The organism is Roseovarius mucosus DSM 17069 (assembly GCF_000768555.3).
GTDB classification, from domain to species: Bacteria; Pseudomonadota; Alphaproteobacteria; order Rhodobacterales; family Rhodobacteraceae; genus Roseovarius; species Roseovarius mucosus.
Map to the genome: position 1 here is coordinate 380,492 of NZ_KN293980.1, position 23,889 is coordinate 404,380.

Annotated in this window: 27 protein-coding genes; 12 read left to right on the forward strand and 15 right to left on the reverse strand. The window is 63.1% G+C overall.

Going from position 1 to position 23,889, the window contains the following annotated elements; all coding sequences use genetic code 11:
* Positions 1-16: 16 nt before the first annotated feature.
* From ROSMUC_RS13015 to ROSMUC_RS13030, 4 genes are all read right to left on the reverse strand, one after another.
* A complete protein-coding gene (locus ROSMUC_RS13015; RefSeq protein WP_206018451.1) occupies positions 17-1,723 on the reverse strand; it encodes a GSCFA domain-containing protein in 1,707 nt (568 codons plus the stop codon).
* Positions 1,724-1,990: 267 nt separating this feature from the next.
* Complete coding sequence (locus ROSMUC_RS13020) at positions 1,991-3,034, reverse strand: patatin-like phospholipase family protein (protein ID WP_037273724.1); 1,044 nt, start codon at positions 3,032-3,034, stop codon at positions 1,991-1,993.
* A gap of 110 nt (positions 3,035-3,144) precedes the next feature.
* Positions 3,145-4,158, reverse strand: a complete 1,014-nt coding sequence (locus ROSMUC_RS13025; RefSeq protein ID WP_037273727.1) for an NAD-dependent epimerase/dehydratase family protein — start codon at positions 4,156-4,158, stop codon at positions 3,145-3,147.
* A 19-nt stretch (positions 4,159-4,177) separates the two neighbouring features.
* On the reverse strand, positions 4,178-5,347 hold the full coding sequence (locus ROSMUC_RS13030) for a MalY/PatB family protein (RefSeq protein ID WP_037273730.1): 1,170 nt from the start codon (positions 5,345-5,347) through the stop codon (positions 4,178-4,180).
* Positions 5,348-5,445: 98 nt separating this feature from the next.
* On the opposite strand from ROSMUC_RS13030, the gene def (ROSMUC_RS13035) reads away from it, so the two are divergent.
* From def (ROSMUC_RS13035) to ROSMUC_RS13055, 5 genes are read left to right on the forward strand one after another with little or no spacing between them, the layout of a single operon-like run.
* Positions 5,446-5,964, forward strand: coding sequence for a peptide deformylase (gene def / locus ROSMUC_RS13035; protein WP_037273733.1), 519 nt, complete (start codon positions 5,446-5,448; stop codon positions 5,962-5,964).
* Positions 5,965-5,967: 3 nt separating this feature from the next.
* Positions 5,968-6,462: a peptide deformylase gene (gene def, locus ROSMUC_RS13040; protein ID WP_037273736.1), complete on the forward strand. Its 495-nt coding sequence runs from the start codon at positions 5,968-5,970 to the stop codon at positions 6,460-6,462.
* A 58-nt stretch (positions 6,463-6,520) separates the two neighbouring features.
* Positions 6,521-7,429, forward strand: coding sequence for a methionyl-tRNA formyltransferase (gene fmt, locus ROSMUC_RS13045; RefSeq protein WP_037274111.1), 909 nt, complete (start codon positions 6,521-6,523; stop codon positions 7,427-7,429).
* Between the two features lie 4 nt (positions 7,430-7,433).
* The gene (locus tag ROSMUC_RS13050; RefSeq protein WP_037273738.1) at positions 7,434-7,676 is read left to right on the forward strand and encodes a hypothetical protein; all 243 of its coding nucleotides are present in this window, start codon (positions 7,434-7,436) and stop codon (positions 7,674-7,676) included.
* 3 nt (positions 7,677-7,679) lie between these two features.
* Complete coding sequence (locus ROSMUC_RS13055) at positions 7,680-7,919, forward strand: GlsB/YeaQ/YmgE family stress response membrane protein (RefSeq protein WP_037273741.1); 240 nt, start codon at positions 7,680-7,682, stop codon at positions 7,917-7,919.
* Between the two features lie 98 nt (positions 7,920-8,017).
* Here ROSMUC_RS13055 and ROSMUC_RS13060 read toward each other — a convergent pair whose 3' ends face one another.
* Genes ROSMUC_RS13060 through ROSMUC_RS13070 form a run of 3 tightly spaced genes read right to left on the reverse strand, consistent with a single transcriptional unit; the run spans position 8,018 to position 9,563 of the window.
* Positions 8,018-8,647, reverse strand: a complete 630-nt coding sequence (locus ROSMUC_RS13060; RefSeq protein WP_037273743.1) for a trimeric intracellular cation channel family protein — start codon at positions 8,645-8,647, stop codon at positions 8,018-8,020.
* Positions 8,644-9,111 carry a ribonuclease HI gene (gene rnhA / locus ROSMUC_RS13065; protein WP_037273746.1) on the reverse strand — a complete coding sequence of 156 codons (468 nt, stop codon included), beginning with the start codon at positions 9,109-9,111 and terminating at the stop codon, positions 8,644-8,646. Before rnhA ends, ROSMUC_RS13060 begins: the two co-directional genes overlap by 4 nt.
* Complete coding sequence (locus tag ROSMUC_RS13070; RefSeq protein WP_037273747.1) at positions 9,111-9,563, reverse strand: DUF3429 domain-containing protein; 453 nt, start codon at positions 9,561-9,563, stop codon at positions 9,111-9,113. The genes rnhA and ROSMUC_RS13070 overlap by 1 nt, the downstream gene beginning before the upstream one ends.
* Positions 9,564-9,668: 105 nt before the next feature.
* Between ROSMUC_RS13070 and ROSMUC_RS13075 the strand changes: the two genes are divergently transcribed.
* Positions 9,669-11,081, forward strand: coding sequence for an FAD-binding oxidoreductase (locus ROSMUC_RS13075; protein ID WP_037273749.1), 1,413 nt, complete (start codon positions 9,669-9,671; stop codon positions 11,079-11,081).
* A 12-nt stretch (positions 11,082-11,093) separates the two neighbouring features.
* On the opposite strand, the gene ROSMUC_RS13080 is transcribed toward ROSMUC_RS13075, so the two are convergent.
* Positions 11,094-12,059 carry a fatty acid desaturase gene (locus ROSMUC_RS13080; RefSeq protein ID WP_052115340.1) on the reverse strand — a complete coding sequence of 322 codons (966 nt, stop codon included), beginning with the start codon at positions 12,057-12,059 and terminating at the stop codon, positions 11,094-11,096.
* Between the two features lie 108 nt (positions 12,060-12,167).
* Between ROSMUC_RS13080 and ROSMUC_RS13085 the strand changes: the two genes are divergently transcribed.
* Positions 12,168-13,031 (forward strand): helix-turn-helix domain-containing protein, encoded by an 864-nt coding sequence (locus ROSMUC_RS13085; protein ID WP_037273752.1) that lies wholly within the window; start codon positions 12,168-12,170, stop codon positions 13,029-13,031.
* Between the two features lie 122 nt (positions 13,032-13,153).
* Here ROSMUC_RS13085 and ROSMUC_RS13090 read toward each other — a convergent pair whose 3' ends face one another.
* The 7 genes from ROSMUC_RS13090 to ROSMUC_RS13120 are packed head-to-tail and all read right to left on the reverse strand — an operon-like array spanning position 13,154 to position 19,926.
* Positions 13,154-13,570 (reverse strand): hypothetical protein, encoded by a 417-nt coding sequence (locus tag ROSMUC_RS13090; RefSeq protein WP_037273754.1) that lies wholly within the window; start codon positions 13,568-13,570, stop codon positions 13,154-13,156.
* Complete coding sequence (locus ROSMUC_RS13095; protein ID WP_037273757.1) at positions 13,567-14,901, reverse strand: FliI/YscN family ATPase; 1,335 nt, start codon at positions 14,899-14,901, stop codon at positions 13,567-13,569. Before ROSMUC_RS13095 ends, ROSMUC_RS13090 begins: the two co-directional genes overlap by 4 nt.
* On the reverse strand, positions 14,898-15,686 hold the full coding sequence (locus ROSMUC_RS13100; protein WP_052115341.1) for a FliH/SctL family protein: 789 nt from the start codon (positions 15,684-15,686) through the stop codon (positions 14,898-14,900). The genes ROSMUC_RS13095 and ROSMUC_RS13100 overlap by 4 nt, the downstream gene beginning before the upstream one ends.
* Before the next feature lie 4 nt (positions 15,687-15,690).
* The gene (gene fliG, locus ROSMUC_RS13105) at positions 15,691-16,728 is read right to left on the reverse strand and encodes a flagellar motor switch protein FliG (protein ID WP_052115342.1); all 1,038 of its coding nucleotides are present in this window, start codon (positions 16,726-16,728) and stop codon (positions 15,691-15,693) included.
* Complete coding sequence (gene fliF / locus ROSMUC_RS13110) at positions 16,725-18,419, reverse strand: flagellar basal-body MS-ring/collar protein FliF (protein ID WP_037273764.1); 1,695 nt, start codon at positions 18,417-18,419, stop codon at positions 16,725-16,727. Before fliF ends, fliG begins: the two co-directional genes overlap by 4 nt.
* A gap of 31 nt (positions 18,420-18,450) precedes the next feature.
* Complete coding sequence (fliE, locus tag ROSMUC_RS13115; RefSeq protein WP_037273767.1) at positions 18,451-18,777, reverse strand: flagellar hook-basal body complex protein FliE; 327 nt, start codon at positions 18,775-18,777, stop codon at positions 18,451-18,453.
* A 12-nt stretch (positions 18,778-18,789) separates the two neighbouring features.
* A complete protein-coding gene (locus ROSMUC_RS13120) occupies positions 18,790-19,926 on the reverse strand; it encodes a sigma-54 interaction domain-containing protein (protein ID WP_037273769.1) in 1,137 nt (378 codons plus the stop codon).
* A 364-nt stretch (positions 19,927-20,290) separates the two neighbouring features.
* Here ROSMUC_RS13120 and ROSMUC_RS13125 point away from each other — a divergent pair, with 364 nt between their 5' ends.
* The 5 genes from ROSMUC_RS13125 (at position 20,291) to ROSMUC_RS21580 (ending at position 23,887) form a co-directional block, all read left to right on the forward strand.
* A complete protein-coding gene (locus ROSMUC_RS13125; protein ID WP_008279897.1) occupies positions 20,291-20,599 on the forward strand; it encodes a hypothetical protein in 309 nt (102 codons plus the stop codon).
* 139 nt (positions 20,600-20,738) lie between these two features.
* Positions 20,739-21,950, forward strand: a complete 1,212-nt coding sequence (locus ROSMUC_RS13130; RefSeq protein ID WP_037273772.1) for a chemotaxis protein CheA — start codon at positions 20,739-20,741, stop codon at positions 21,948-21,950.
* Entirely contained in the window at positions 21,950-22,759 is an 810-nt protein-coding gene (locus tag ROSMUC_RS13135) for a CheR family methyltransferase (protein ID WP_037273774.1), read from the forward strand. Before ROSMUC_RS13130 ends, ROSMUC_RS13135 begins: the two co-directional genes overlap by 1 nt.
* Positions 22,759-23,484 (forward strand): chemotaxis protein CheB, encoded by a 726-nt coding sequence (locus ROSMUC_RS21575; RefSeq protein ID WP_052115343.1) that lies wholly within the window; start codon positions 22,759-22,761, stop codon positions 23,482-23,484. The genes ROSMUC_RS13135 and ROSMUC_RS21575 overlap by 1 nt, the downstream gene beginning before the upstream one ends.
* Positions 23,399-23,887: a CheB methylesterase domain-containing protein gene (locus tag ROSMUC_RS21580; RefSeq protein WP_281256615.1), complete on the forward strand. Its 489-nt coding sequence runs from the start codon at positions 23,399-23,401 to the stop codon at positions 23,885-23,887. Before ROSMUC_RS21575 ends, ROSMUC_RS21580 begins: the two co-directional genes overlap by 86 nt.
* Positions 23,888-23,889: the final 2 nt, after the last annotated feature.

The following is a 23,889-nucleotide window of genomic DNA, read 5'->3' on the forward strand; positions in this document are numbered from 1 at the left end:
ACCGGCAAGTTCAGGCCTATCGCGGTGCTGGCGTGGCCCGAAGTTCGCGCCAAACCTGTTCAAATGCTGCGTCAAAATAGCTGGCGTTGCAGTGAATATCCCAGATATTGCGATGCGCGGCATAGACATTCTTCGAGAAACCGCTGGCTTCGGACAGGCTGTCGGTTGGGTGGCAGACGAACCTAACCTTGCCGGCTGTGCCGAGTGCCTTTTGAAAGGCGGCAAGATAGGCTGCCCGATGATGCGGAAAGGCAGCAGAGTCGACAAACTCATCGCCCAGTCTGAAGCGGGCCACGGCCTCGGTCATGTCGGGTGAGGCAATCCAGAACACTTGATCGAAATCGCAAAATTCCTCGATCTTGCGCGCATATTGGACGATGGCGCCGGCGCTTTTTGCGTAGGTCTTGACCAGAGCGTCGGTAACGGAACTGACAATCGGCATTGTTGGTGAAATCTTTCGTCCGTCGCAGCCGGGTGCGCCGGCGCGCAATTCACCGTGAACCCGCACGATGCCATCCCCCATAAAGCCGCAGCCGACGATGATCAGCGTGCGGGCGTCCTTGGCTGTGAAATCGGCGAACTTGTCATCAAGCCCCGCGCGGAACGAAAACTCGCGAAAGCGCCGTTGTTTGATGGTGGCAAAGGGGTCTGGTTTCAGGAAGTTGAGCATGGCGAATTGCACGGCCTGCCCAAAGGGATTGCCCTCTGCATGAGTTCGTGCACCGGCAAGATGGCTGTTGCCCACCACCAGAAGGGGGGTGTTGTCTACCTTGCCGGATATGACGGCAGGGGTCGCGAAGGCGTCAAGCAAGGCATCTTCGCAGTCAACATCGCCGATGCCTGCGGATGTCACGCCGCTGTCCTCTGCGGATTGCAGGCACAGGCGTTCAAAGCAGGACATGACCATGGCCACGGCGTCGGGTTTGACGGACCGAAGATTATCCTCGAAATGGGCCGATTTCGCCGCCGGGTTGTTGACCAGTTCGAAAGAGGGAAAGTAATCCGCGAAAGGGTGATCCGCGCAGAAATCACCAGCCACAGCGCGCAGCACCGATTTGGAATAGGTTGAGGCCGAGAGCACGTGGTTCTGGGACGCGGTGGCGGTCAGCGGCACCGGCGACACGGTCAGCAACATGCGAAAGGCGCGCCCGCCGCGCAGCGCGAGAATACCTTCGTGGAGCGCGCAGAGATCGGCCAAAACCTCATTATATCGGAAATTGACGAATTCATGGCGATTGTCGTCAATCTGTCCTGCGATCACGCCGGGGGCCATGGGCAGGATGCTGCCACAGGCAATCACGCGCCAAGCCTCGGTCAGGCCGAGGGTGAAGACCAGCACGTCAAGCTGGCTAAGGGCGGTGTGAACCGCCTTTAGGTGATCTGTCCGGGCGGCTTGCAGGCGGGCTTCGCTTGGAAAGGGCGTGTTGAATTGTGCGGGTCTCAACGGATCGACAAATCCGCCGTCGACAGGCCAAGCCGGTTCGGAGCAGCGCCACATCCCGCGCGCCTCTTGCACCAGTTGGACGGCTTGGCGCACCGTGTAGACATTGCCGTAATTCGCGGAAAAGGATTTTGCGCGGATATGGTCGGTGGTGTCGTAAAACGGCACATTGAAATTGCGCGCGCGCAACCAGTTCGCGATGTGTTGGGCAAAGCAGCTGCCCATCGTTACGATGGTGTCGTCAGCGGTTATCAGGAATTTCGGGCTGTGAATCCCGGGCATGACGGCGGGGTCGGACTGTTGTACGCCGCTGCGCCAGAATCGATCGGCTGGCAGGGCATCATAGGGGTTCTGGCCTATTTGCGTGCGGGCAGCCGGAGGTGGTGCAGGGGGCGTTTGCGCGGGTTTCTCGGGTTTCCGCAGGCGTTCAAAAATACGGCGCAAGATTTGTTTCCTTCGAAGTCCACATCCTAATGGAAGCGCAAATGCCATCTGCGTTCAACGCCCAATTGCCGCGGTGTTCCCGCTGGCGGGGCGATTGGCAAGCCCTCAGCCTTGGTGTTCGGCCCCGATTCCCTGAAACATCGCGCGTAGGTCAATTGTGCTCTCTTTGCCAATACGGTCGTAATTGGCGTCGAGCCAAGCTGCCGCCGTGTCGCGCCCGATGTCGCGCAGCCGGGTGAGAAAGGCCCATTCGACATTCATCTTGGACGACGCCCCCATCGGTTTCAGAGCGGCCTCATTCTCGATCAGATGCACCTTGACCGGGCGATAGTGTTCGGTCGAAAGCTTGTCTTGGGCAATCAGCCGATCGACGAAATCAATTGCGCGCAATTCCTTGAGCAGGCTGGCGTTGAAACTGATTTCGTTCATCCTGTTCTGGATGTCCTGTGCCGAGCGCGGCGCGCCCTTGCGTTCGATCGGGTTGATCTGGATGACCACGATGTCATCGGTGCCGGTCTTGCCATAAAGAGGGAACAGCGCGGGGTTGCCCATATAGCCGCCATCCCAATAGGGCACGCCGTCGATCTCGACCGCTTGATAGAGCTGAGGCAGGCAGGCCGAGGCCATCACCATATCTGCGGTCAATTCCTCACGGGCAAAGACCTTGACCCGGCCTGTTTCGACATTGGTGGCCGAGACAAAGAGCTCGAACGCCGTGCATTTGCGCACCATGTCGAAATCAATGCTCTCTTCCACCAGATCGCGCAGAGGATTGATGTTCATCGGGTTGAGTTGATAGGGCGAGGCGACACCCGTGAGCGCGTTCATGAAATGGTAAAAGGGGTTGTTTTCCAGCCCCCAGTTGCCGGTCAGCCGGTCCAGCGGCGTGCGCTGCATGGGGGAGTTTTTGACGCTGCCGCTCATGCAGCGCCAAAAGTGATCAAGCGCCGCGCGTGCGCCGTTGGGCCCGGCGCGGGTAAACCCATCTGCCAGGGCCACGGCGTTCATGGCTCCGGCTGATGTGCCAGAGACCCCCGCGATACGCAGGCGCCCATCCTCAAGCAGGTAATCCAGCACGCCCCAGCTAAAGGCACCATGCGCGCCGCCGCCCTGAAGCGCCAGATTGATCGGTTTGCCGGTCTTGCTCATGGGCGGGCTGCCTCCGTCATTGCGGCGGGTGTCTCGGGTTCAGCCGCAAGCTATCAGCGCAAGTCGCCCGACGCCATGGCTGTTGCTGTCCTCTGGCATCACATTCCCGCTCAGACCTGATAATAGGCGCGATACCAGCGCACGAATTGGGCAATCCCGTCGCGCACGCTGGTTTGCGGGCGGTATCCGGTCAATCTTTCGAGCAGGCGGGCATCCGCCCAGGTGGCGGGCACATCGCCTTTTTGCATCTCCATCATGTTGCGGATGGCGGGGCGTTCCAGCGCCTCTTCGATGGCGGCCACGAAATCCAAGAGGCGCACCTTGTCGGAATTGCCGATGTTGACGATCCGGTAGGGGGCAACGGGCGAGAGGCTGTCACCAGGCAGGATGCTTTCGGGGCTATCGGGCCTCACGGGGGGCGCGTCCATCAACAGGCGGATGCCGCGCACCAGATCGCCCACATAGGTGAAATCGCGATACATCTCGCCGTGATTGTAGATGTCGATGGGGCGGCCTGCCAGAATGGCCTCGACGAATTTGAAATAGGCCATGTCGGGGCGGCCCCATGGCCCATAGACGGTAAAGAACCGAAACATCGTGGTGGGCAGGTTCCACAGATGGGCATGGGCGTGGCCCATCGCCTCGGTCGCCTTTTTGGTGGCGGCGTAGATCGTCATCGGGCTGTCGGCCTTCATCGTTTCGGCATAGGGCATTTCGGTATTCGCGCCGTAAACCGAGGAAGTGGAGGCCATGAGCAGATGGCGCACCGCATGGCGTTTGGCCGCCTCCATCACGGTGAAGGTGCCGACGATATTGGCGTCGATATAGGCGCGCGGGTTCTCGAGGCTGTAGCGCACGCCCGCCTGTGCCGCGAGATGCACGATGATGTCGGGTGCGCAGGCGTCAATTGCAGCATCCACCGCGGTCTGATCCTCGAGCATGGCCTCGGTCGCGGTGAACCCCGGCTTTTGCAGCAGCATCTGGTGGCGGCGCTGTTTCAGGCTGACGTCGTAATAGTCCGTCATGCCGTCTAGGCCATGCACGATCATGCCCTCATCGAGCAACAGGTCGGCCAGATGATAGCCGATAAACCCGGCGGTTCCGGTGATGAAGACCCGCGTCATTCGCTCGCGTCCGTGACGGTCATTGCAGATCGGCAAAGGCGGTCTGGATGCGCGCGACCGCCTCTTGAACACGGGTGCGCGGTGTGGCGATGTTGAACCGAAGGAAGGTCTCGCCGCCGGTGCCAAAGGTGGGGCCGTGGTTGGCCACGACCCGCGCGTCCCGCTCGACCCGGCCGGTATATTCCGCCGCCGACATGCCGGTGCCGGCAAAGTCGATCCACGTCAGATAGGTCGCTTCGAGTGGCATGGCGCGCACGCCGGGAATGTCCTGCATTCCGCTCTCAAAGAGTTGCCGGTTGCCATCCAGATAGGCGCAGAGCGCATCGACCCATGCGGCCCCCTCGGGGCTATAAGCGGCCTCGGCCATGAAGAGACCAAAGGAATTGGGCGAAATCCCCATCGCCCCCATGCGGGCGGCAAATTGCGCGCGCAGTTTGACATCGGGCACGATCACATTGCCCAGATGCGCGCCCGCGATGTTGAAGGTCTTGGTGGTGGCGGTCATCATCACCAGCCGGTCGGCGATGCCCTCGATATGGGCCATGGCGATATGGCGCTGTCCGGGCATGACCAGATCATGGTGGATTTCATCCGACACGAGAATGAGGTTGTGACGCCGGGCGAAATCGGCCACGCCCTCCAGCTCTGCCTTGGTCCAGACCCGACCACCGGGATTATGCGGCGAGCAGAGGACGAGCATCTTCTCATTGCCCGTCATCAATGCGTCATAGGCGTCGAAATCCATCTCGTAGCGGCCCGCATTATTCACAAGCGGGCATTCGCGCACCTCGCGCCCGGCGGCGCGGATCACACGGGCAAAGGCGTGATAGACCGGGGTGAAGAGTACCACCGCATCGCCTGGCGCGGTCCAGGTGTCGACGCACATTGACGTGCCGTTGACGAGGCCATGGGTGGTAAAGATCGCATCTGTCTCGATTGCCCAGCCATGGCGTTCCTGCATCCACCACTGGATCGCGGCGCGGTAGGCGGCATCGTCGCCGTAATAGCCATAGACGCCATGCTGCGTCATACCGATCAGCGCCTCTGTGACACAGGTGGGGGGGCGGAAATCCATATCCGCCACCCACATCGGAATCCCATCTTCCGGCGAGACGCCATATTTTGCCTGCATCATGTCCCATTTGTCGGAATGGGTGCCGCGGCGGTCGATGATCTCGTCAAAATTCATGGGGCTCTCCGGGGTGGTGATCGCGGCGCAGGCTAAACGATCACAGCCCAAGCGCAAGGGGCGTTGCAGAATGCCCGGCCATCGCCTAAATAGCCGCCATGAAACGGCCTATTCTGATCCATCCCGACCCGCGCCTGAGAAAGGTCTGCACGCCCGTAAAGGACGTGTCCGATGCCTTGCGCAAACTCTCGCAGGACATGCTCGAGACCATGTATGACGCGCCGGGCATCGGCCTTGCCGCGCCGCAAGTGGGGGTGATGGACCGGCTGATCGTGCTGGATTGCGTCAAGGACGAAGGAGCCACGCCGCGCCCCATCGTGATGCTCAACCCCGAAATCACGGCCTTTTCCGACGAGAAAAGCGTCTATGAGGAAGGATGCCTGTCGATCCCCGACCAGTTCGCCGATGTCACGCGGCCAGCCGAGGTTGAGGTGCGGTGGCTGGACCTTGACGGTGTGGAACACAAGGAAGGGTTCGGCGGCCTTTGGGCCACCTGTGTGCAGCACGAGATCGACCATCTCGATGGCAAGCTTTTCATCGACTATCTGGGGGCGATGAAGCGCCAGCTCATCACCCGGCGCATGCAAAAGCTCAAGCGCGAATTGGCGCGGGGTTAAGCGGTGGCGCCGCGCCCCTGTCTGCGCTGGCCTGACAAGCGGTTGCGTCAGCCTGCCGCGCCGGTCTCGGAGATCACGGATGCGACGCGCGCCCTCTGGGACGAGATGATCGCGGTCATGGAGGCGATGCCGGGTGTGGGGCTTGCCGCCACGCAACTGGGCGAGATGCAGGCGCTTGCGGTGGTCGATGCCAGCACAGCACGGGGACAGGCGGTGCGCATGGCCAACCCCGAAATCCTGCATGCCAGTGTGCAATTGCGCCCCCATGACGAGGCGAGCCCCTGCTTGCCCGGTGTCTCTGCGGTGATCGAGCGGCCGCGCGCCGTGACAGTGCGGTTTCTGAACGCGGCAGGAGAGGTCGAAGAGCGCGATTTTGTCGGTCTCTGGGCCACGAGTGTGCAGCATCAGATCGACCATTTGCAGGGGCGGATGTATTTCGATCACCTCAGCAAGGTCAAACGCGACATGCTCTTGCGGCGCGCGCGCAAGATCGGCTGAGGCGGTGCCGGGGGCGGCGTCGGATTTGAGTATTTTGGGAACAATGAAAGGCGCGGGCATGCGAGTGATCTTCATGGGAACGCCCGATTTCTCGGTGCCGGTGCTCGACGCGCTGGTGACAGCGGGGCATGAGGTGGCCGCCGTTTACTGCCAGCCGCCGCGTCCCGCGGGGCGTGGCAAAAAGGCCCGCCCCAGCCCGGTGCAGGCGCGGGCCGAGGCGCTTGGCTTGCCGGTGCGCCATCCGGTCAGTCTGAAAGATGAGGTGGCGCAGGCGGATTTTGCAGCGCTCAAGGCCGATGTGGCGGTGGTGGTGGCCTATGGCCTCATTCTGCCGCAGGCGGTGCTGGATGCGCCCAAGCGCGGCTGTCTGAATATCCATGCAAGCCTCTTGCCCCGGTGGCGGGGGGCGGCGCCCATTCATCGCGCCATCATGGCCGGGGATGCGGAGACAGGGGTCTGCATCATGCAGATGGAGGCGGGGCTGGATACCGGGCCGGTTCTGCTGCGCGAGGCACTGACGATTGGCCCCCAGGAAACCACAGGGGAATTGCATGACCGATTGTCTGCCCTTGGTGCGCGGTTGATCGTCGAGGCATTGGAGCGGCTCGACGCCTTGACGCCAGAGCCGCAACCCGAGGCGGGCGTGACCTATGCCGCCAAGATCGACAAATCCGAGGCGCGGGTGAATTGGGCACGCCCCGCCGCAGAGGTGGATCGGCTGATCCGGGGGCTGTCGCCCTTTCCGGGGGCCTGGTGCGAGGCGGGCGGCGAGCGGATCAAGTTGCTGTGTTCGGCTGTAGCCGAAGGGCAGGGTGCGCCCGGTGCCGTGCTCGATGCAGACCTGACTGTGGGATGCGGCACTGGCGCGGTGCGGCTTTTGCGCTTGCAACGCGCCGGGCGCGCGGCGCAGGATGTGGATGAGTTTCTGCGCGGCATGCCCTTGCCGCGTGGCACGCAGCTGGGGTGACGCGATGTTCATGCAACTCTTTGGCACGGTGGTGATCGCGGGCATCGTCGGCTATGCGAGCGAGAAAACCGGCTTTACCCGCAACGGCTATTTGCCGTCGATCATCATCTGCATCGGCGGTGCGTTTCTGTTTTACTTCGTCCGGATCATGTTCGGTATCCGCTTTGGCGCGCCGGGGATTGATGCGATCCTGTCCTCGGTAGGGGCGCTGATCATCGTGCCGACCCATTGGCGCAAGAGGAGGTAAGGCATGGGCATTATCGGACTCTTGATCGTGGGGATTGCAGCGGGCTTTCTGGCGACGCGGCTGATGCGGGTCGAGATGGGCGTGGTACCCACCATCCTGATCGGGATAGCGGGCACGTTGATCGGGGCGGTGGTCATTCGCATGGTGCTGATGATCACCGGATTTCTTGGCGGGCTTGTCGGTGCGGTTCTGGGCGCGATGCTGCTTGTCTGGCTGTGGAAGATGATCGGCGAACGACGCTAAAGCAATTTCAGAAAAAGTTGATAGAATTTTCCGGTTCGAAATGGCGCCAATTTAAAAAGTTAAAGATGTTTGGCGTTTCAGCGAAATGCCAAAAAGCTTTAAGAACGGTTGCGCGGCGGGCGTGCGCGGTAGACCGGCAGCCGCCAGCCAAAGCCGAGCGAGCCCGCGCGCAACGCCCATGTCAGGGCCGCACAGGTGCCCAGGATGACGAGTGGGTCATCGCTGAGCATCGCCGCGCCCATGGCACCAAGCGCCCCGGCAAAAGCGGCGGTGACGTAAAGCTCGCCCTGTTTGAGGACCAAGGGCACCTCATTGCAGACGACATCGCGCATGAGCCCGCCCATGCAGCCCGTCACCATCCCCATAAGCACCACGATTACCGGGCTTTGTGCCATCAACATCGCGGCACTCACCCCCGCGGGCACTGCCACGGCAAGTGCGAAACTGTCGAGCCAGAGCAAGAGGCGATAGCGGCTCTCGACCAGATGGGCGGTGAAAAACACCACAAGGGCGGCGACGCAGGCAATCAGGATATAGTTGGGATTGCCCAGCCAAAAGACCGGGTTGCGATCCAGAAGCACATCGCGCAGCGTGCCGCCACCCACGGCCGTCAGGCAGGCGATAAAGGCAAAGCCTACGATGTCGAGTTGCTGGCGCGAGGCGACAAGCGCGCCGGTCAGGGCAAAGATCAGCACCGAGGCATAGTCAAGCAGGGTGAGCGCGCTCATCCTTTGGCCTTACCCGGTTTGAAGGGGGCCATGCCCGCACGGGCCAATTCATCGGCGCGCTCGTTTTCGGGGTGTCCGGCGTGGCCCTTGACCCATTCCCAGGTGACGGTGTGGCGTTTCTGCGCCTCGTCCAGACGCTGCCAAAGCTCGACATTCTTGACCGGCTTTTTGTCGGCTGTGCGCCAGCCATTGCGCTTCCATCCGTGCATCCAGCCGGTCACGCCATTTTTGACATAGGCGCTGTCGGTGACAATGGTGATGGTCGAGGGGCGCGAGAGCGCCTCGAGCGCGGCAATGGCGGCGCAAAGTTCCATCCGGTTGTTGGTGGTGTCGGCCTCGCCCCCTGAGAGTTCCCGCTCTTTGAGCACGGTATCGCCCTCCATGGCGCGCATCAGCACGCCCCAGCCGCCGGGGCCGGGATTGCCGGAACAGGCCCCGTCGGTATAGGCATAGAGCGCGGGCATCAGAGCAGCACCCCCACGGCAAGACAACCGATCACCACCGCCGTCAGAAGCATCCGCAGCGCCATCCACCACGGCGGTGTCAGGCCCCACCGCCAGAACTGCCAATCGAGCGCTAAGAGGCCTGCAAACCCGAAGATAAGGCTCATTCCCGCCGAGGTTGGCCCGCCGCCGGTCATGAAAAACGCCCAGAGAGCCGGGATGACTGAGAGGCCGTAGCAGACACCTGCCATCGTGCCCGTCGCCCGCGTGGCGAACCCCCAGAGCACGCCCGACATGAACGACAGGATCACCGCGCCGTAAAACAGCATCACATAAGGCCCGGCAAAGCGCGGCCCGATGGTCTGCGCGGTCCAGAGGCCGAGGTCGGGCAAGACCACGGTCAGTGCCCCCCAAAGGAAGGGCAAGAGACCGGCAAGGCCAAGAAACAGGGGGGCGCGGGGGATCATCTGCATGGCGCGCAAAATGGCCCGAGGGGCGCGCAGAGACAAGAGGGAAAGCCACACTTGCGCGCGCGACAAAGGGCTGGACCGCTACAGGCAACGTGATAGGTAAATTCCATGAGCCTGAACCCCGCCACCCCCGATTTCATCGACGCGCTGCGTGCGCGCCTGCCTGCGCCCGCGTTTCGCGACGCAACCCCCGGATATTTCGAGGAACCACGCGGCCGATGGCAGGGGCAGGGCGTGGTTCTGGCCCCCGGCAGTACTGAAGAGGTGGCCGAGATCGTGCGTGCCTGTGCCGCGGCGCGCGTGCCTGTGGTGCCTTATGGTGGTGGCACGGGGCTTGTCGGCGGGCAAATCGCACCCGAGGGGCCGCGCCCCGTGATCCTGAGCCTTGAACGAATGCGCGCGGTGCGGGGCATTTATCCGGCCGAGAATGTGATCGTGGTCGAGGCAGGGGCAATCCTGCAGGATATTCACGAGGCCGCCGCCGAGGTGGACCGGCTCTTCCCTCTCAGCATCGCAGCCAAGGGATCGGCGCGGATCGGTGGAAACCTTGCCACCAATGCGGGCGGCGTAAACGTGTTGCGTTATGGCAATGCGCGTGATCTCTGTCTGGGGCTAGAGGCGGTGATGCCCGATGGACGCATCTGGCATGGCCTCAAACGCCTGCGCAAGGACAACACCGGCTATGATCTGCGTAATCTCCTGATCGGGTCCGAGGGCACGCTCGGGGTGATCACCGCCGCTGCGCTCAAGCTTTCTCCGCGTCCCACGGGCGAGGGCACAGCGCTCATGGTGGTGGACAGCCCGCGCGCCGCGCTTGATCTCTTGGCACTGGCACGCGACCGGATGGGCGAGGGGGTGAGTGCGTTCGAGATCATGCACCGGGCCGGGCTAGAGTTTCTGGCCGAGGCCTTGCCCGACATTCGCCAGCCCTTCGCCGAGATGCCGGAATGGTTTGTGTTGATTGATGTGGGGCTGGCCAGTGGGCTTGATCCGGCCTTGGCGCTCGAGGGGCTATTTGCTGAGGCATTCGACGCGGGGCTGGTCAGCGATGGGATCATTGCGCAATCCGAGACGCAGCGCCATCAGTTCTGGGAGGTGCGCGAGCAGATTCCCGAGGCGAACCGGCGTGTCGGGTCGATCAGTTCACATGATATTTCGCTGCCGATGTCCGAAATCCCTGACTTCATTGTGAAAGGCGCCGAAGTGATTGCCCGGATCGGGGCGTTCCGGATCAACTGTTTCGGGCATTTGGGCGATGGCAACCTGCATTACAACATCTTTCCCATGCCGGGGCGCAGCCGTGCGGACCACGTGGCAGAGCGCGACGCGATCAAGCGCGCGGTGCATAATCTGGTGCATGAGATGGGCGGGTCTGTCAGTGCTGAGCATGGTATCGGGCGGCTCAAGGTCGAGGACCTGGAGCGCTATGGCGATCCGGTAAAGCTGGACGCGATGCGCGCGATCAAGGCGGCGCTCGATCCTTTGGGGATCATGAATCCGGGGGCGGTGTTGCGGGGGTAGCGCCCGGCCCGGTTACGCGTCGCCGTGAGACCGCCCTTGCCACAGAGGGTGCGGCACCGGGTCCTTGGCGCGCCAGAGATGGGCGCGGAATATCTCTGCATAGGAGCGATAGACATAGCCATCGTTGCGGCGCAGGTAATGATCGCGCCGTGCCGCATAGAGCGCGGGCAACTGATACCACGGCACCTCGGGGTGCATGTGATGCACCACATGCAGGTTGTTGTTCAGGAACAGCCATGCGAGCGGGCCGCGATCCTCGATCACCACGGTGCGGCCACTGGCGCGCTCATGGGCGCGATGCTCCAGAAAGGTGCGGATTTTCAGAACCGCCAATCCGATCCAGACCGCCAGCAGATAGGCCCAGACCGGCATCGGCACGAACCAGAGCCATAGCAGCACGAGGCCAACCGCCGGAATATGCCAGAGCCAGGCGTCGCGCACCGCGCGGTCACCAGCACGGATCGCCTGCCAATCGGCACGTAGGAACGTCACCTGTGCCACCAACGGGCCGATCAACATCCGCCCCGCCAGCGTATTGTTGAGCCGCAGGACCAGCCGCACCGCGCGCGGCAGGCGCGCCCAGACGGCAGGGTCCAGGTAGTTCGCCTCGGGATCGTCATAGGGGTCGGTGAGAAATTCCTCGCGGTGATGCGCAAGATGGCTGTCGCGGAAGCGCACATAGGGGATCACGAGGCAAAGACAGGGAAAGATCAGCGTTTCATTCAGCGGGCGGGAGCGGAAGGGGTGTCCATGCAGCACCTCGTGGCAGAGCGAAGAATGGAGCGCGATGGCAAGGGCAGTCACGACAATGCCAAGTGGCAGCGCCAAGGTGGAGGCCGCAGTGGTACCAAAAACCCAGGTCGCATAGCAGAGCGCCAAGAGCCCGAGCGTGGGCCATTCCACGCGGACATCCTGCCGCGTCTTGGGTGGCAGTCCGGTGGTTTCGGTGAGAGCTGCGGGCTGCGAATGGGCGCGCATTCAGTGTCCTTTTGATACGTAATATGGCGCGACATTCGTTTCTATTTCCTGAGCGCGCCATTTCGGAAATGGTTAACATTTCTCCGCATCTGTGATAAAAATCATCATATGATAAAAAATATCGACAAACGCTTGCGCGCCAGCCTGTTCCGCACCCGGCTGGCTGAGGCGATGCGCCTGCGCGGCAGCAATCAGAGCGTCCTGGCGCGGACCATCGGCGTGGATCGCTCGACCGTGTCGCAACTGCTCAAGGACGATGCGGCGCGTCTGCCCAATGCGCAGGTAGTAGGGGAATGTGCCTCGGCCTTGGGCGTGTCGGCCGATTGGCTCTTGGGACTGACAGACCGGCCCGAGACGGCCGCCGACATGCTGGCCAACACGCTCTCGCTGACGGAGGCACCGCGCGCCTTGGTGGATGAACAGATTTTCGCCTGGCACAAGGAAGCGGCGGGCTACAAGATCCGGCATGTGCCGGCTGCCTTGCCGGATATGCTGAAAACCCGCGCGATGCTGGAATGGGAATACGCGCCACACCTTGGCCGCTCGACCGATCAGGCTATTGGGGCGTCCGAAGATCGCATGGCCTGGATGCGGGCGGCGCGGTCGGATTACGAAATTGCCCTGCCGCTTTATGAGATCGAGAGCTTCGCGCGGGGTGAAGGCTATTACCGCGGGTTGCCAACGGCGCTGAGGCGGGCGCAGTTGGATCATCTGATTGCCACCACGACGCAGCTTTATCCGCGTCTGCGGCTTTACCTCTATGATGCGCGGCGGGTTTATTCGGCACCAATCACGATCTTTGGACCGCTGTTGGCGGTGCTTTATCTGGGGCGCAATTACATGGTCTTTCGCGATACCGAGCGGATACAGGCAATGACGCTGCATTTCGATGGGCTGGTCCGCGAGGCGGGCGTTACGGCGCGGGCCATTCCGGAGCATCTGCGCGGCGTGCGCGACGGGTTGGTGCGGTAGGGCACCTTGCGTCTGATCGTGTTTACGTCGCCCCGGCTCCCAAGCTGGGGCCTCCAAGTTGCCTCGACGAGGTCCCGGGTCAAGCCCGGGACGGGTGTGGTTTCGATGGGGCGCAACACGCCCTAGCGCGTGCGCCGGGGCAGGGTGGCGTTGTCTTCTGCCTCGGCGCGGGCCACATGCAGGGCGCGGCGGCTAAGGTCGGCGCGCTCTTGCAGGATCTGTTGGCGGCGCTGGTGCTGCGAGAGGTCCTGTTCCACCGCGGCGCGTTCCTGACGTGTGCGGGCCATCTGGCTGCGCGTCGCCTCAAGCTGTTGCACGAGGGTGCGGCCCATGAAATGTGCGGTGCTCAGTTGTCCGGGGGTCATCGGTTCGGCCGGGGCCTGTGCACTCTGATCGAGCATTTGACCCAGACGGTCGGCCATGTCGAATTGCTGCATTTCCTGTTGGCGCAGATGGCCAAGCTGCATCGAGAGATGCCCCAACTCGCGGTTTTCCTGCCGCGCCATCAAGGTCAGGAGGCGGTGCTGACGCGCGCTCATGCGGCACCGCCAGTCAGCGCGCAAAGGGCGCTGATGCTGTCCTCGAGGCTGGCGGGTTCGTGGATGTCTTGCCGGATGAAGTTCTCGATCCGGGGCCATAGGGCAACGGCCTCGTCAAGCGTGGCGTCCTGACCGGGGGAATAGGCACCCATCAGCATCATGTCGCGGTTCTCCATATATAGGGCAATGAGGCGGCGCAGGCGCAGCGCGGCTGCGTGGTGGGGTTTCTCGGCGATGTCCTTCATCACACGGCTCACCGATTGGGTAAGGTCGATGGCCGGATAGATGCCCATCTGCGCCTGATTGCGCGAAAGCACGAAATGCCCGTCGAGAATGGCGCGGGCGGTGTCGACCACGGGGTCATTGGTGGTGTCGTCGCCATCGGCCAGAATGGTATAGAATGCGGTGATGCTGCCCTGACCGGGCAGACCCGGACCGGCGCGCTCGATCAGGCCCGGAATCATCGAGATGACCGAGGGGGTATAGCCCTTGGCGGTGGGTTGTTCGCCAAGCGCCAGACCGATTTCGCGGCGGGCATGGGCCACGCGGGTGAGGCTGTCCATGATCAGCATGACCTGTTTGCCCTGATCGCGGAAATATTCGGCAATGGCGGTGGCGCGATGCGCCGCGCGCAGGCGCAGGAGCGGCGAGCGGTCGGCGGGCACGGCCACGACGCAGGTCTTGGCGCGGTTGTCGCCGGTCATCACCTTGGCGACGAAATCGCCCACTTCGCGGGCACGCTCGCCGATGAGACCAACCACGATCACATCGGCAGAGGTATAGCGGGTCATCATCTCGATGAGCACGGATTTACCGACGCCAGAGCCTGCGATGATGCCCACGCGCTGACCGCGTCCCACGGTGAGGGCCGCGTTGATCACGCGCACGCCCACATCGAGCGGGGCATCCACGGGTTGCCGCGCGAGCGGGTTTTGTTCGCGCCCCGAGAGCGAGCGGGTGTCCGGGCAATCAGGTGGACCAAAGCCGTCGAGCGGCGCGCCTTCGGCGTCGAGCACGCGGCCCAAGAGGGCGTCGCCCATGGCGGCATTGTGGCCTCCGCGCATTTTATGTACCTGACAGCCATGGGTAATCCGCGCGCCGGGTTGATCGAGAAAGAGCAGGTTGCGGCCATTGGCAAAGCCCACGATTTCACCTGTGGCACCCTTGCCATCCTCGGTATCTATCCGGCAGCGGGTGCCGGGGCTGGCGGGAAAGCCAGCACATTCGAGAATGAGACCATCATAGCGCAACACCTGGCCCGAATAGCCGGGCGGCGGTACTTCGGTCATGGCGTCGGTTGCCTGCGTGAGACGTGCTAGTAGGTCGGTCATGCCAGCCCCCCGTTGCGTTCGCCGATCGCGTCGGCAAAGGTGATCTCGTCCATGCGGATGCGTAAATCACCGCGACCGAGCGTTGTGTCGGGCGAGAGCCGACCTTTGGCCAGTGGGCTGAAATCCTTGATATGCGGCTTGATCGCCAAGAGGTCGGCGGGGTTCATCAGCACGACGGTTCCTTCGGCCCCGGCGGCAATCTGATGGGTGATCTTTTCGATCCGGCGCAGAAAGGGACGAGGAGCCTCGTCAATCTTCTGCCCAGCGCGCTGGGTGGCCAAATTGCGCACGGCCAATTCCAGCTTTGTGGTCAGGTCCGCGAGACGCTCGTTTTCCGCGCTGGTGAGGCGGGTGACGGCGGCGGTGAAGGCGTCGCGCGCCTCGGCGATGTCTTGTGCCGCAGTGGCGCGGGCCTCGTCCAAGGCTTCGGCGCGCGCTTTGGCGCGGGCGGCCTCGATCTCCTGCATCGCGGCAGCGTGGCCCTCGGCCCAGGCGACGCGGCGCTCGGCCTCGATGTCGAAAGTGGGCGGTGGCGGTGCGGGGGTGAAGGTGGCGGCGGTGGGTTCGGGCGCTGTGTCGACGGGCGCGGGCGCGGGCTCTGACGTCTGCGCGCGCAGGGGACGCACCACGGCCTGCGGGGCAAAGCCGCTCTCGGACTGTGCCACAGGCTTGGCGGGGTCACGGCGCTGGAATTGCTGAGAGGAGCGGCGCACGAGGGCCAGCAGATCCTCAGGCGTGAGCGCGCCGGGCTCAGGGGGGAGGTCAGGGGCGGGCATGGCGGTCATGGTCTCAGACCATCTTTTCGCCGCCGCGTCCGGCGAGCGTTATCTTGCCCTCGTCCGAGAGGCGGCGGGCGACGGTGATGACCTGCTTCTGGGCCTCTTGCACCTGGCTTAGGCGCACCGGGCCCATGGCCTCCATTTCGTCCATGATATTGGCGGCGGCGCGGGCCGAAACACAGCCCAGAAGCTTGTCGCGTAGGGTGGGATTGGCCCCCTTGAGGGCGAGAATCAGAATGTCGCTCTCGATCTCGCGCAGCACGGTTTGCAGAGCGCGCTCGTCGGATTTGATGAGGTAATCGAACACAAAGAGGTTGTCCTGAATATCCTCGGATAGCGTTTTGTCATCCTTGCGGATGTCCTTCATGATCCGCTCTTCCATGTCCTGACGGGTGAAGTTCATGATCCGAGCAGCGGCCTTGACGCCGCCGATCTGCGAGGCGCGCAGGGTGGTGTTGGCCTTGAACTTGGCGCGCATCACCTCTTCGAGGTCGCGCAGCGCCTCGGGTTGCACGGTGTTGAGCGTGGCGATGCGGCGGATGATTTCGGGCTGTGCCTCGGGCGGCAGCAGTTTGAGCACTTCTGCCCCCTGGGCATAGTCGAGCGAGGCGATGACCAGCGCCATGATCTGGGGATGTTCATCCTGGATCAGTTCGGCTACGGCAGAGGGGTCCATCCAGTCGAGGATTTCAATCGGGCGTTCGCTGTTGGAGGGCACGATGCGCGAGAGCACTGATTGCGCCTTGTGCGCGCCAAGTGCCTGATCGAGCACGTGCCGCACATAATTACCCGCGCCAATGCCGATTCCGGTCTGATTGCTGACCAGTCCGAGAAATTCGTTGAGCACGGCATCGACCGTGTCATGGTCGACACCCTGCACGGTGAACATCGCCTCACCCAACACCTGCACTTCGGACGGGGAGAGGGCGCGCAGAATCTGGGCGGCGGTCTCTTCGCCAAAGACCATCATCAGGATGGCGGCCTTTTGTACCGGGGTCAGGTCGGCACCGGGGCGGGCACCGGCAGGGGCAGGCAGCGCGAGGGTCATGGACGGTCCTCACCAGTGGGGGCTATCATGGATTTGAAGACGCCTGCGATACGGTTGGTCTCGGCCCCTGCCATCTGGCGCAGGAGGTCGATCTTTTCCTCATATGTGATGGCCCCGTTGAGATCTTCGGCGTTGGGCGCTGCGGTCTCAAGGCGCTGGCGCAGGGCAGACAGGCTCTCGCCGCGGGGTACTTCGATGGCGTCGCCATAGGTCATGCCGGTGGTGGCGGTGGTGGCCCCGACAGGCGGGAGCAGGCGGTTGAGGATCGGACGCACGACACCCAGCACGATGATGCCAAAGAGCGCCAGTTGTGCGAGGGTTCGACCCAAAGTGGGCAGCCAGGCAGCGTCGTACCAGCGTTCGGCAGAGATCATCGACGGGGCAACGACAAAGGGCGCACTTGCCACGGTGACGATATCGCCGCGGGTCTCGTCAAAGCCGATGGCGGAGCGGGTCAACGCCTCGATTTCCGCGAGCGGCACGCCCTCGGGGGCTGGTGCCGCGTCACCTTCGGCTGGGGCTGCGGGCGTGGGCAGGCGGTGCAAGAGCACGGCGGCATGCACGCGGTTGATCTGGGCGGTCTGGGGCTGGCGGGTTTCTACCCGGCGGCTGACCTCGTAATTGCGGGTCGAGGATCTGGCGCTGTTGGTGGTGCCGTTCTTGGCCGCTTGGCTGGCGGCGTCGGCCATCTGCGCCTCATTGGGGGGCGTGTTGGCGACAGCACCGGGAATGCCGCCAGCTTGAGCGCCGGAGGTTTGCTGGCTGCTGCTCTGCTCGCTGCGTAGGGCGGTGTCGGGCAGGTATTCTTCGCTGGTGATTTCAGAGCGGGTGAAATCCATATCCAGCGTCACCTCCACGGCGGCATTGCCTGCGCCCACGATGGGCGTGAGGAGCGCCAGCACCCGGTCGCGGTAAACGGCTTCCAGTCTTCGCTGATGCTGCATCTGGCGGTCGGCTTCGGCCTGCACCGGGTCTTCTTCGGGGCTGGTCAGGAGCGTGCCTGTCTGGTCCACGACCGAGACATTGCCGCGCGGCATGTCGGGCACGGCGGCGGCAACAAGGCTGACAATGGCACGCACCTGTGACTGATCGAGGGTCATGCCGGGGGCAAGTTCCAGGAAAACGGACGCGCGCGGCGGCTGACTGTCGCGGACAAAGGCGCTGCGTTCCGGCAAGGCCAGATGCACGCGGGCGGCGCGCACCGGGCGTAACTCCTGGATCGAGCGGGCAAGGTCCAGTTCCTGCATCCGGCGCAGGCGCGCGGATTCAATCTGGCGCGAGGTGCCCATAGGCATCTCGTCAATTGCCGACATGCCGTCGGTTGCCCCTGCGGGCAGGCCCTGGGTGGCCAAGAGCATCCGGGCGCTGTGAAACTGATCGGCGGCCACGGTGAGAGCGCCAGAGGAGGGGTCAAGCTGCGCGTCCATACCAGCGGCGGTCAGCGCGTCGAGAGCACGGGATTTCTCGGCCTCGGGCAGACCTGCATGCAGGGTTACGCGGTCGGCAGGGGCCAGAAGCAGCCATGCCGCCAGCCCAAGTGTCACGACCAGCAGCACGCCAATCGCGGGCAGGGCGCGGCGCAAGGCCGGCTGGGCCATGAACCCATCCATGCCCGAGAGAGCGAGGCGCGCACGCTGCACAAGCGACGTGGCGCCAGCCTGAGCCGGGAGAGTGGTTTGCTGTCCGTCCATAGTCTCTACTTCCGTGGTTCTCGTCTGGGCCTCAGACCGGCATATTCATGATGTCGCGATAGGCGGTGAGCGCCTTGTTGCGGACCTGCATCGTCATCTGGAACCCAAGCGACGCGACCTGTTGTTCGACCATCACGGCAGCGAGGTTCTCGGTGCGCCCGGTCTCAAAATCGCGGGCGGCCTGTGCGGCCTTGCCCTGTTGGGCATTCACGCTCTCGACCGCCTTGCCCAACCGTTCGGCAAAGCCCGGCCCCTGCGCGTCGGCCATGGCGGTCGGGCGCTGAATAGGGTCAGGGCGAGATGCCGCCTGCGAGGCGTGCATCATGCTGACAGAAGAGGAGATGCCGGTCAGGCTCATGGCAGGTCAGGATCAGGCGGCGAGAGAGGCGAAAACCGCGGTGGGGCGGGCGGCGGACAGAGAGGTGGGGCGGGCAACAAGCATGATGTGTTCAGGTGCAATCACCATGCCATCGGCCAGAACCAGCGCGCGCTGCATGACGTTTTCCAGTTCGCGCACATTGCCGGGCCAGGAATGGCCGGCAAGGATGTCGCAAGCCTCGGGTGACAAAAGCGGCGTGGGCAGGCCCTCGGGTGTGTGGCGGCGCAGCATCGCTTGGGCCAGCACCGGCACGTCCTGCGGACGCGCAGAGAGGGCCAGCGTTTCCAGCGGGAACACGTTGAGGCGATAGTAGAGGTCTTCGCGGAAGGTGCCGCGCGCGATTTCGGCCTCCATATCGCGGTTGGAGGTGGCGAGGATGCGGACATCGACTGGGGCTTCGGTTTGGCTACCGAGTGGGGTCACGACCTTTTCCTGAATGACGCGCAGGAGTTTGGCCTGAAGCGCCATCGGCATTTCGGAAATCTCGTCAAGGAGCAGCGTGCCGCCATCTGCGGCGCGCAGATAGCCCTTGTTGGCGGTGTTGGCACCGGTGAAGGCCCCTTTTTCATGGCCGAAGAGCAGCGCTTCGAGCATGTTCTCGGGGATTGCGGCGCAGTTGATGGCGACAAAGGGCTTGTCAGCGCGGGGCGAAGCCGCATGGATCAGGCGCGACAGCACTTCCTTGCCGCTGCCGGTGGGGCCGTTGATAAAGACGCTGACGTCAAAGCGGGCAACGCGGCGGGCCATGTCGATGAGAGCGCCCGAGTTCGGATCGGCGGCGACCATAGTGCCAAAAGGGGCTGCCAAGAGATCGGCCACGGCCATCAGAGCTGCATCGCGCAGAGCGGGCAGGCCGCTGTCGGGCAGCGATACGGTCAGCATGCGTCCGCCCAGATCCTCGCGCAGGGCAAATTCTGCGGCCTGACCCTCGATCACCACGATGCGTTTCGCCCCCAGCTTGCGGGCCAGTTCCACCAGCGCGCGCTGGTCGGTCACGGGTGCGCCCTGAACAAGCGTGTGACAGGTGGGCTGATAGCCGATGCGGACATTCAGACGGCGCCCGTCGAGCAGCGCCTTGAGGGCCTGTGCCTGAGGGAAATTCGCGGCGGTGATGCAGATGTCGGCCATGGGAAACCTCGTTGATTGCGATATGAAATCTGTAAGCAGGGATCATGCCATGCGGGTTTTGGGGCCATTTGGACCGCAAAATTGGCCAATCGCGTGGGATTGCGAGGAAATTTGGCTCTCAGAACCGGGAAAACGTCGCAAATCCGACGAAAACGGGGAATGTCGATCGTTGCCTGTCGAAGCTTCGTCGCCCGGTGAGATGTTTGATGCTGTCCTTTGGGTCGCTTTGCACTTTCACCGCAGTTTCTCGCCAAAAGCGATCATCCTCGCTCCAAAGATACTCGGGAGATATGTCGCCGGGGCGCTCACATTTTTGAGCAAGGGTCCGTTTGGAAACTCAGAAGAGCTCAACTGGTAGGCAACAATGTTATCGAAAACGTATCATCTCAAGTTTCCAAGCCTCGATGCGGCACAGATCGCGGCCCCTTTCATCACGGAGATTCTGGGGAATGCGATTCCGGAATGCCGTATCTCAGGCTTGACCGTCATGATTGGCAAAGAGGGTGACATTTCCGTCAACTTGTTCTTTCCAAGTATCGCGGACCTCAAGAATTTCGAAAAGAAGCACGGGGGCTTTATCCAGACGATGAAGAAAACCTTTCTCTTTCGATCTACCGGCTTCGAGGGCGTCTGTATTTTCAATTTCGATGGGAATGCCGAAGATGCCGCCTGACGGCGCTTCGTAGTCTGGCACGCCGGTTGCAGTCCTGCGTGCAGATGTCACCGGCAATCAAGCCGACAGTTTGAGAAAGACCTGATCACATGGCGAGTGTGTTCCCAAACAAACTGTGTCCTGAACGAGGGCCGCAGGCATGACGGCGCGTGCAGAGCAGGTGCCCGAGCAGGCCTCGGGCGGCGCGTTGTTGCGCGTTTCGTCAGATAAGATCGGGCGCTTGATGGACCTCGTGGGAGAGTTGTCGCTGTCGGTATCCGAAACTATCAACGCGCCGGAACTGGCCAATCTCGACCTTGTGGGGTTCGAGGCGGCCGCGCATCGCCTGTCGATGATCGTAGGCGAGGTGCAGGACGCCGCGAGTGAACTGCGGTTGGTGCCGGTGGATGAGGTGTTTCGCAGGCTCAAGCGCATGGTGCGCGAATTGCAGCGCGAGACTGGAAAACAGATCGACCTCGTGATGCGTGGCGAGGATACATCAATCGACAAGCTGGTGGCGGATCGGCTTTACGATCCGCTGCTGCACGTGGTGCGCAATTCCGCCGATCATGGGCTGGAGCCGCCGGCCGAGCGCGAGGCGGCGGGCAAATCGCCTGCGGGGCGTATTATCCTGTCGGCCGCGCAGGTGGGCAGCGAAGTGCGGATTCAGGTGATCGACGACGGGCGCGGGCTGAACCGGGATAAAATCTTGTCCAAGGCGCGCGAGCGGGGTCTGTTTGGCCCGACCGAAGAGCCCGAAGATGCCGCCGTCTGGAAAGCGATCTTCGAACCTGGCTTTTCAACCGCCGAGTCGGTGACGACCCTGTCGGGGCGCGGCGTGGGTATGGATGTGCTCAATACCACGATGAAGGACCTGCGCGGGCGCATCGGGGTGCAGAGCGAAGAAGGCAAAGGCACAACCGTGTCGTTGCATATTCCGGTGTCGCTGGCGTTTCTAGATAGCGTGATCCTGCGGCTGGGCACGCAGCTCTATTGCGTGCCGATCGACGACATTGCCGAGATCGTCAAACCCGGCTTTGGGGATCATCTGGCCTTGGCCGCCGAGGGTGGGTGCGAAATGCTGCGGCAGCGGGATCGGTTCATTCCGGTCTGCCGGCTGGAAAAATTTTTCGACGGCATGCGCAGTGAACTGCCGCCGTTGTCGGAAATGGTCTTCATCGTGTTCGAGTCGACCTCTGGACCGATTGCCGTGCCGGTCGATGAAATCCTTGATCGTCAGCAGGTGGTGATGAAGCCGCTTGAGGGCACGCTGACGCGGGTGCGCGCGAGCTGGGGCTTTGCGCTCTTGTCCTCGGGCGAGGTGGCGATGGTGCTTGATTGCGAGCGGCTGGCTAACGGAGGCGGGCGGTGATGCAGGTCCACGCGGATCAGGCCGGATTCGAGCAGCTGCGCGATTGGTTGAGCCGCCGCTGCGGGATCACCTTTGGCCCGTCCAAGGCCAATTTGCTGCGGCAGCGTATGGAGCGCGTTTTGCGGCGGTTCGGACTGCCTGATCTGAACCATCTGGCACGTGAATTGGACCGCGCAGGCGCGCAGGACCTTCAGCTTGCGGTGCTGCATGCGGCCTCAATCAACCATACCTATTTCTTCCGCGAGATCGAGGTATTGGACAATTTTATGGATCTGGCCTTGCCCGAACTCAAGGAGCGCCCCGAATTCCGGTTTTGGTCGGCTGCCTGTTCCAGTGGGGAGGAGGCCTATACGCTCGGGATCATGCTGGCCGAGCGGTTGGGGTCTGGCGTGCTCAACCGCACGCATATTCTGGGCACCGATATCAGCGAGCCGGTGGTCGAGCGGGCCGAGTTGGGCATCTATTCCGCCCGTCAGTTTTCGCAGACCGACCCTGCGCGGGTGAAGCGCTGGTTCACGCCTGCGGGGCTGGATCAATATCGGGTGGCACCTGAATTGCGCGGGGCTTGTACCTTTCGACGCATGAACCTCAAGGCGACTCCCTATCCGTTCAACCGCCCGTTTCAGGCCGTCTTCTGCCGCAACGTGCTCTACTATTTCGACCGGGCCGATCAGGTTGCCACGGTGAATGCCCTCTATGACGTGGTCGAGCCGGGTGGCTGGCTGATCACCTCTGTGACGGAGTCCGTGCGCCAACTGGGCACCCTCTGGGAGCCTGTCGCCACCGGTCTTTACCGAAGGAGGTCATAATGACCCGCTCTGCTGCACCCGTAACGGTGCTTGTTGTCGATGATTCAAGTTTCTTCCGGCGTTTCTTGACCCGGACCCTTGGCGCTGATCCTGGAATCGAGGTGATCGGCGAGGCCGCGAGCGCCGAAGAGGCGTATGACTTTGTCATGGTGCGCCGCCCGGATGTGATCACGCTCGATCTGGAAATGCCGGGGCTTGGCGGTATGGAATTCCTGCGTCAGACCACGGCGCGGCTGCGTATCCCGACCATCGTGGTGTCCTCGACAACCCAGCTTGGGGCGCGGCGCAGTATCGAGGCGCTGGAGGCCGGGGCGGTCGATGTGATGCCCAAGCCGCAAGGCGTGGCACCGGGCATGATGGACACGATCGCACTGGCAACCATAGCTGCGCGTGTGCGGGCGGTGGCGCAGGTCGATATGCAGCGGATGCAGACCTCGGTCGCGGTTGCCGCGCCAGTGTCGTCGCCAGTCCTTGCGACACCTGTGCTGTCGCGTGAGTGGGTGATCGCGCTTGGGGCCTCGACGGGCGGGGTGCAGGCGCTGGGCACCGTCTTGCAGGCGTTGCCTGTCGATTGCCCGCCTGTCGTCATTGTTCAGCACATGCCCGCCGGCTTTACCGAGGCTTTTGCCCGACGGCTCAATGCGACCTGTGCCATCGAGGTGCGCGAGGCCCCGACAGGGCGACCGGCTCAGCCCCGGTCTGGCCCTCATTGCGCCGGGAGGTGAGCGGCATATGCGCCTGCGCCGTGCCGCTGCGGGTGGCTTGGCGGTCGAGGTGACGGCAGGCGATCCGGTTTGTTATTCGACGCCGTCGATCGACGTTCTGCTGACATCGGCCGCTAAAGTTGCTGCGCCGCGCCTGAGTGCCGCTGTGCTGACCGGTATGGGCAGCGACGGTGCCAACGGATTGCTGGCTGCGCGTCTCGCTGGGGCGCAGACCTTTGTTCAGGACGAGGCCACATCGCTGGTCTACGGCATGCCCGCGCGCGCGTGGGAGAGAGGGGCGGCGCTGGCACAAGTGCCGCTCGACCAGATGGCGGAGAAACTGCTGGCTTCGGTTGGCACGACATCTGCAACCCAGCGGGCAACTGCCGCCCCGGCCCCCCGAATGACCCATAGAGGAGTCTGACC

Excerpts from the sequence above, each read along its gene's own strand:
- ROSMUC_RS13015 (WP_206018451.1), bottom strand. The coding sequence starts at position 1,723 with ATGCCCGGGATTCACAGCCCGAAATTCCTGATAACCGCTGACGACACC.
- ROSMUC_RS13020 (WP_037273724.1), bottom strand. The coding sequence starts at position 3,034 with ATGAGCAAGACCGGCAAACCGATCAATCTGGCGCTTCAGGGCGGCGGC.
- ROSMUC_RS13025 (WP_037273727.1), bottom strand. The coding sequence starts at position 4,158 with ATGACGCGGGTCTTCATCACCGGAACCGCCGGGTTTATCGGCTATCAT.
- ROSMUC_RS13030 (WP_037273730.1), bottom strand. The coding sequence starts at position 5,347 with ATGAATTTTGACGAGATCATCGACCGCCGCGGCACCCATTCCGACAAA.
- def (WP_037273733.1), top strand. The coding sequence starts at position 5,446 with ATGAAACGGCCTATTCTGATCCATCCCGACCCGCGCCTGAGAAAGGTC.
- fmt (WP_037274111.1), top strand. The coding sequence starts at position 6,521 with ATGCGAGTGATCTTCATGGGAACGCCCGATTTCTCGGTGCCGGTGCTC.
- ROSMUC_RS13050 (WP_037273738.1), top strand. The coding sequence starts at position 7,434 with ATGTTCATGCAACTCTTTGGCACGGTGGTGATCGCGGGCATCGTCGGC.
- ROSMUC_RS13055 (WP_037273741.1), top strand. The coding sequence starts at position 7,680 with ATGGGCATTATCGGACTCTTGATCGTGGGGATTGCAGCGGGCTTTCTG.
- ROSMUC_RS13060 (WP_037273743.1), bottom strand. The coding sequence starts at position 8,647 with ATGAGCGCGCTCACCCTGCTTGACTATGCCTCGGTGCTGATCTTTGCC.
- rnhA (WP_037273746.1), bottom strand. The coding sequence starts at position 9,111 with ATGCCCGCGCTCTATGCCTATACCGACGGGGCCTGTTCCGGCAATCCC.
- ROSMUC_RS13070 (WP_037273747.1), bottom strand. The coding sequence starts at position 9,563 with ATGCAGATGATCCCCCGCGCCCCCCTGTTTCTTGGCCTTGCCGGTCTC.
- ROSMUC_RS13075 (WP_037273749.1), top strand. The coding sequence starts at position 9,669 with ATGAGCCTGAACCCCGCCACCCCCGATTTCATCGACGCGCTGCGTGCG.
- ROSMUC_RS13080 (WP_052115340.1), bottom strand. The coding sequence starts at position 12,059 with ATGCGCGCCCATTCGCAGCCCGCAGCTCTCACCGAAACCACCGGACTG.
- ROSMUC_RS13085 (WP_037273752.1), top strand. The coding sequence starts at position 12,168 with ATGATAAAAAATATCGACAAACGCTTGCGCGCCAGCCTGTTCCGCACC.
- ROSMUC_RS13090 (WP_037273754.1), bottom strand. The coding sequence starts at position 13,570 with ATGAGCGCGCGTCAGCACCGCCTCCTGACCTTGATGGCGCGGCAGGAA.
- ROSMUC_RS13095 (WP_037273757.1), bottom strand. The coding sequence starts at position 14,901 with ATGACCGACCTACTAGCACGTCTCACGCAGGCAACCGACGCCATGACC.
- ROSMUC_RS13100 (WP_052115341.1), bottom strand. The coding sequence starts at position 15,686 with ATGACCGCCATGCCCGCCCCTGACCTCCCCCCTGAGCCCGGCGCGCTC.
- fliG (WP_052115342.1), bottom strand. The coding sequence starts at position 16,728 with ATGACCCTCGCGCTGCCTGCCCCTGCCGGTGCCCGCCCCGGTGCCGAC.
- fliF (WP_037273764.1), bottom strand. The coding sequence starts at position 18,419 with ATGGACGGACAGCAAACCACTCTCCCGGCTCAGGCTGGCGCCACGTCG.
- fliE (WP_037273767.1), bottom strand. The coding sequence starts at position 18,777 with ATGAGCCTGACCGGCATCTCCTCTTCTGTCAGCATGATGCACGCCTCG.
- ROSMUC_RS13120 (WP_037273769.1), bottom strand. The coding sequence starts at position 19,926 with ATGGCCGACATCTGCATCACCGCCGCGAATTTCCCTCAGGCACAGGCC.
- ROSMUC_RS13125 (WP_008279897.1), top strand. The coding sequence starts at position 20,291 with ATGTTATCGAAAACGTATCATCTCAAGTTTCCAAGCCTCGATGCGGCA.
- ROSMUC_RS13130 (WP_037273772.1), top strand. The coding sequence starts at position 20,739 with ATGACGGCGCGTGCAGAGCAGGTGCCCGAGCAGGCCTCGGGCGGCGCG.
- ROSMUC_RS13135 (WP_037273774.1), top strand. The coding sequence starts at position 21,950 with ATGCAGGTCCACGCGGATCAGGCCGGATTCGAGCAGCTGCGCGATTGG.
- ROSMUC_RS21575 (WP_052115343.1), top strand. The coding sequence starts at position 22,759 with ATGACCCGCTCTGCTGCACCCGTAACGGTGCTTGTTGTCGATGATTCA.
- ROSMUC_RS21580 (WP_281256615.1), top strand. The coding sequence starts at position 23,399 with ATGCGACCTGTGCCATCGAGGTGCGCGAGGCCCCGACAGGGCGACCGG.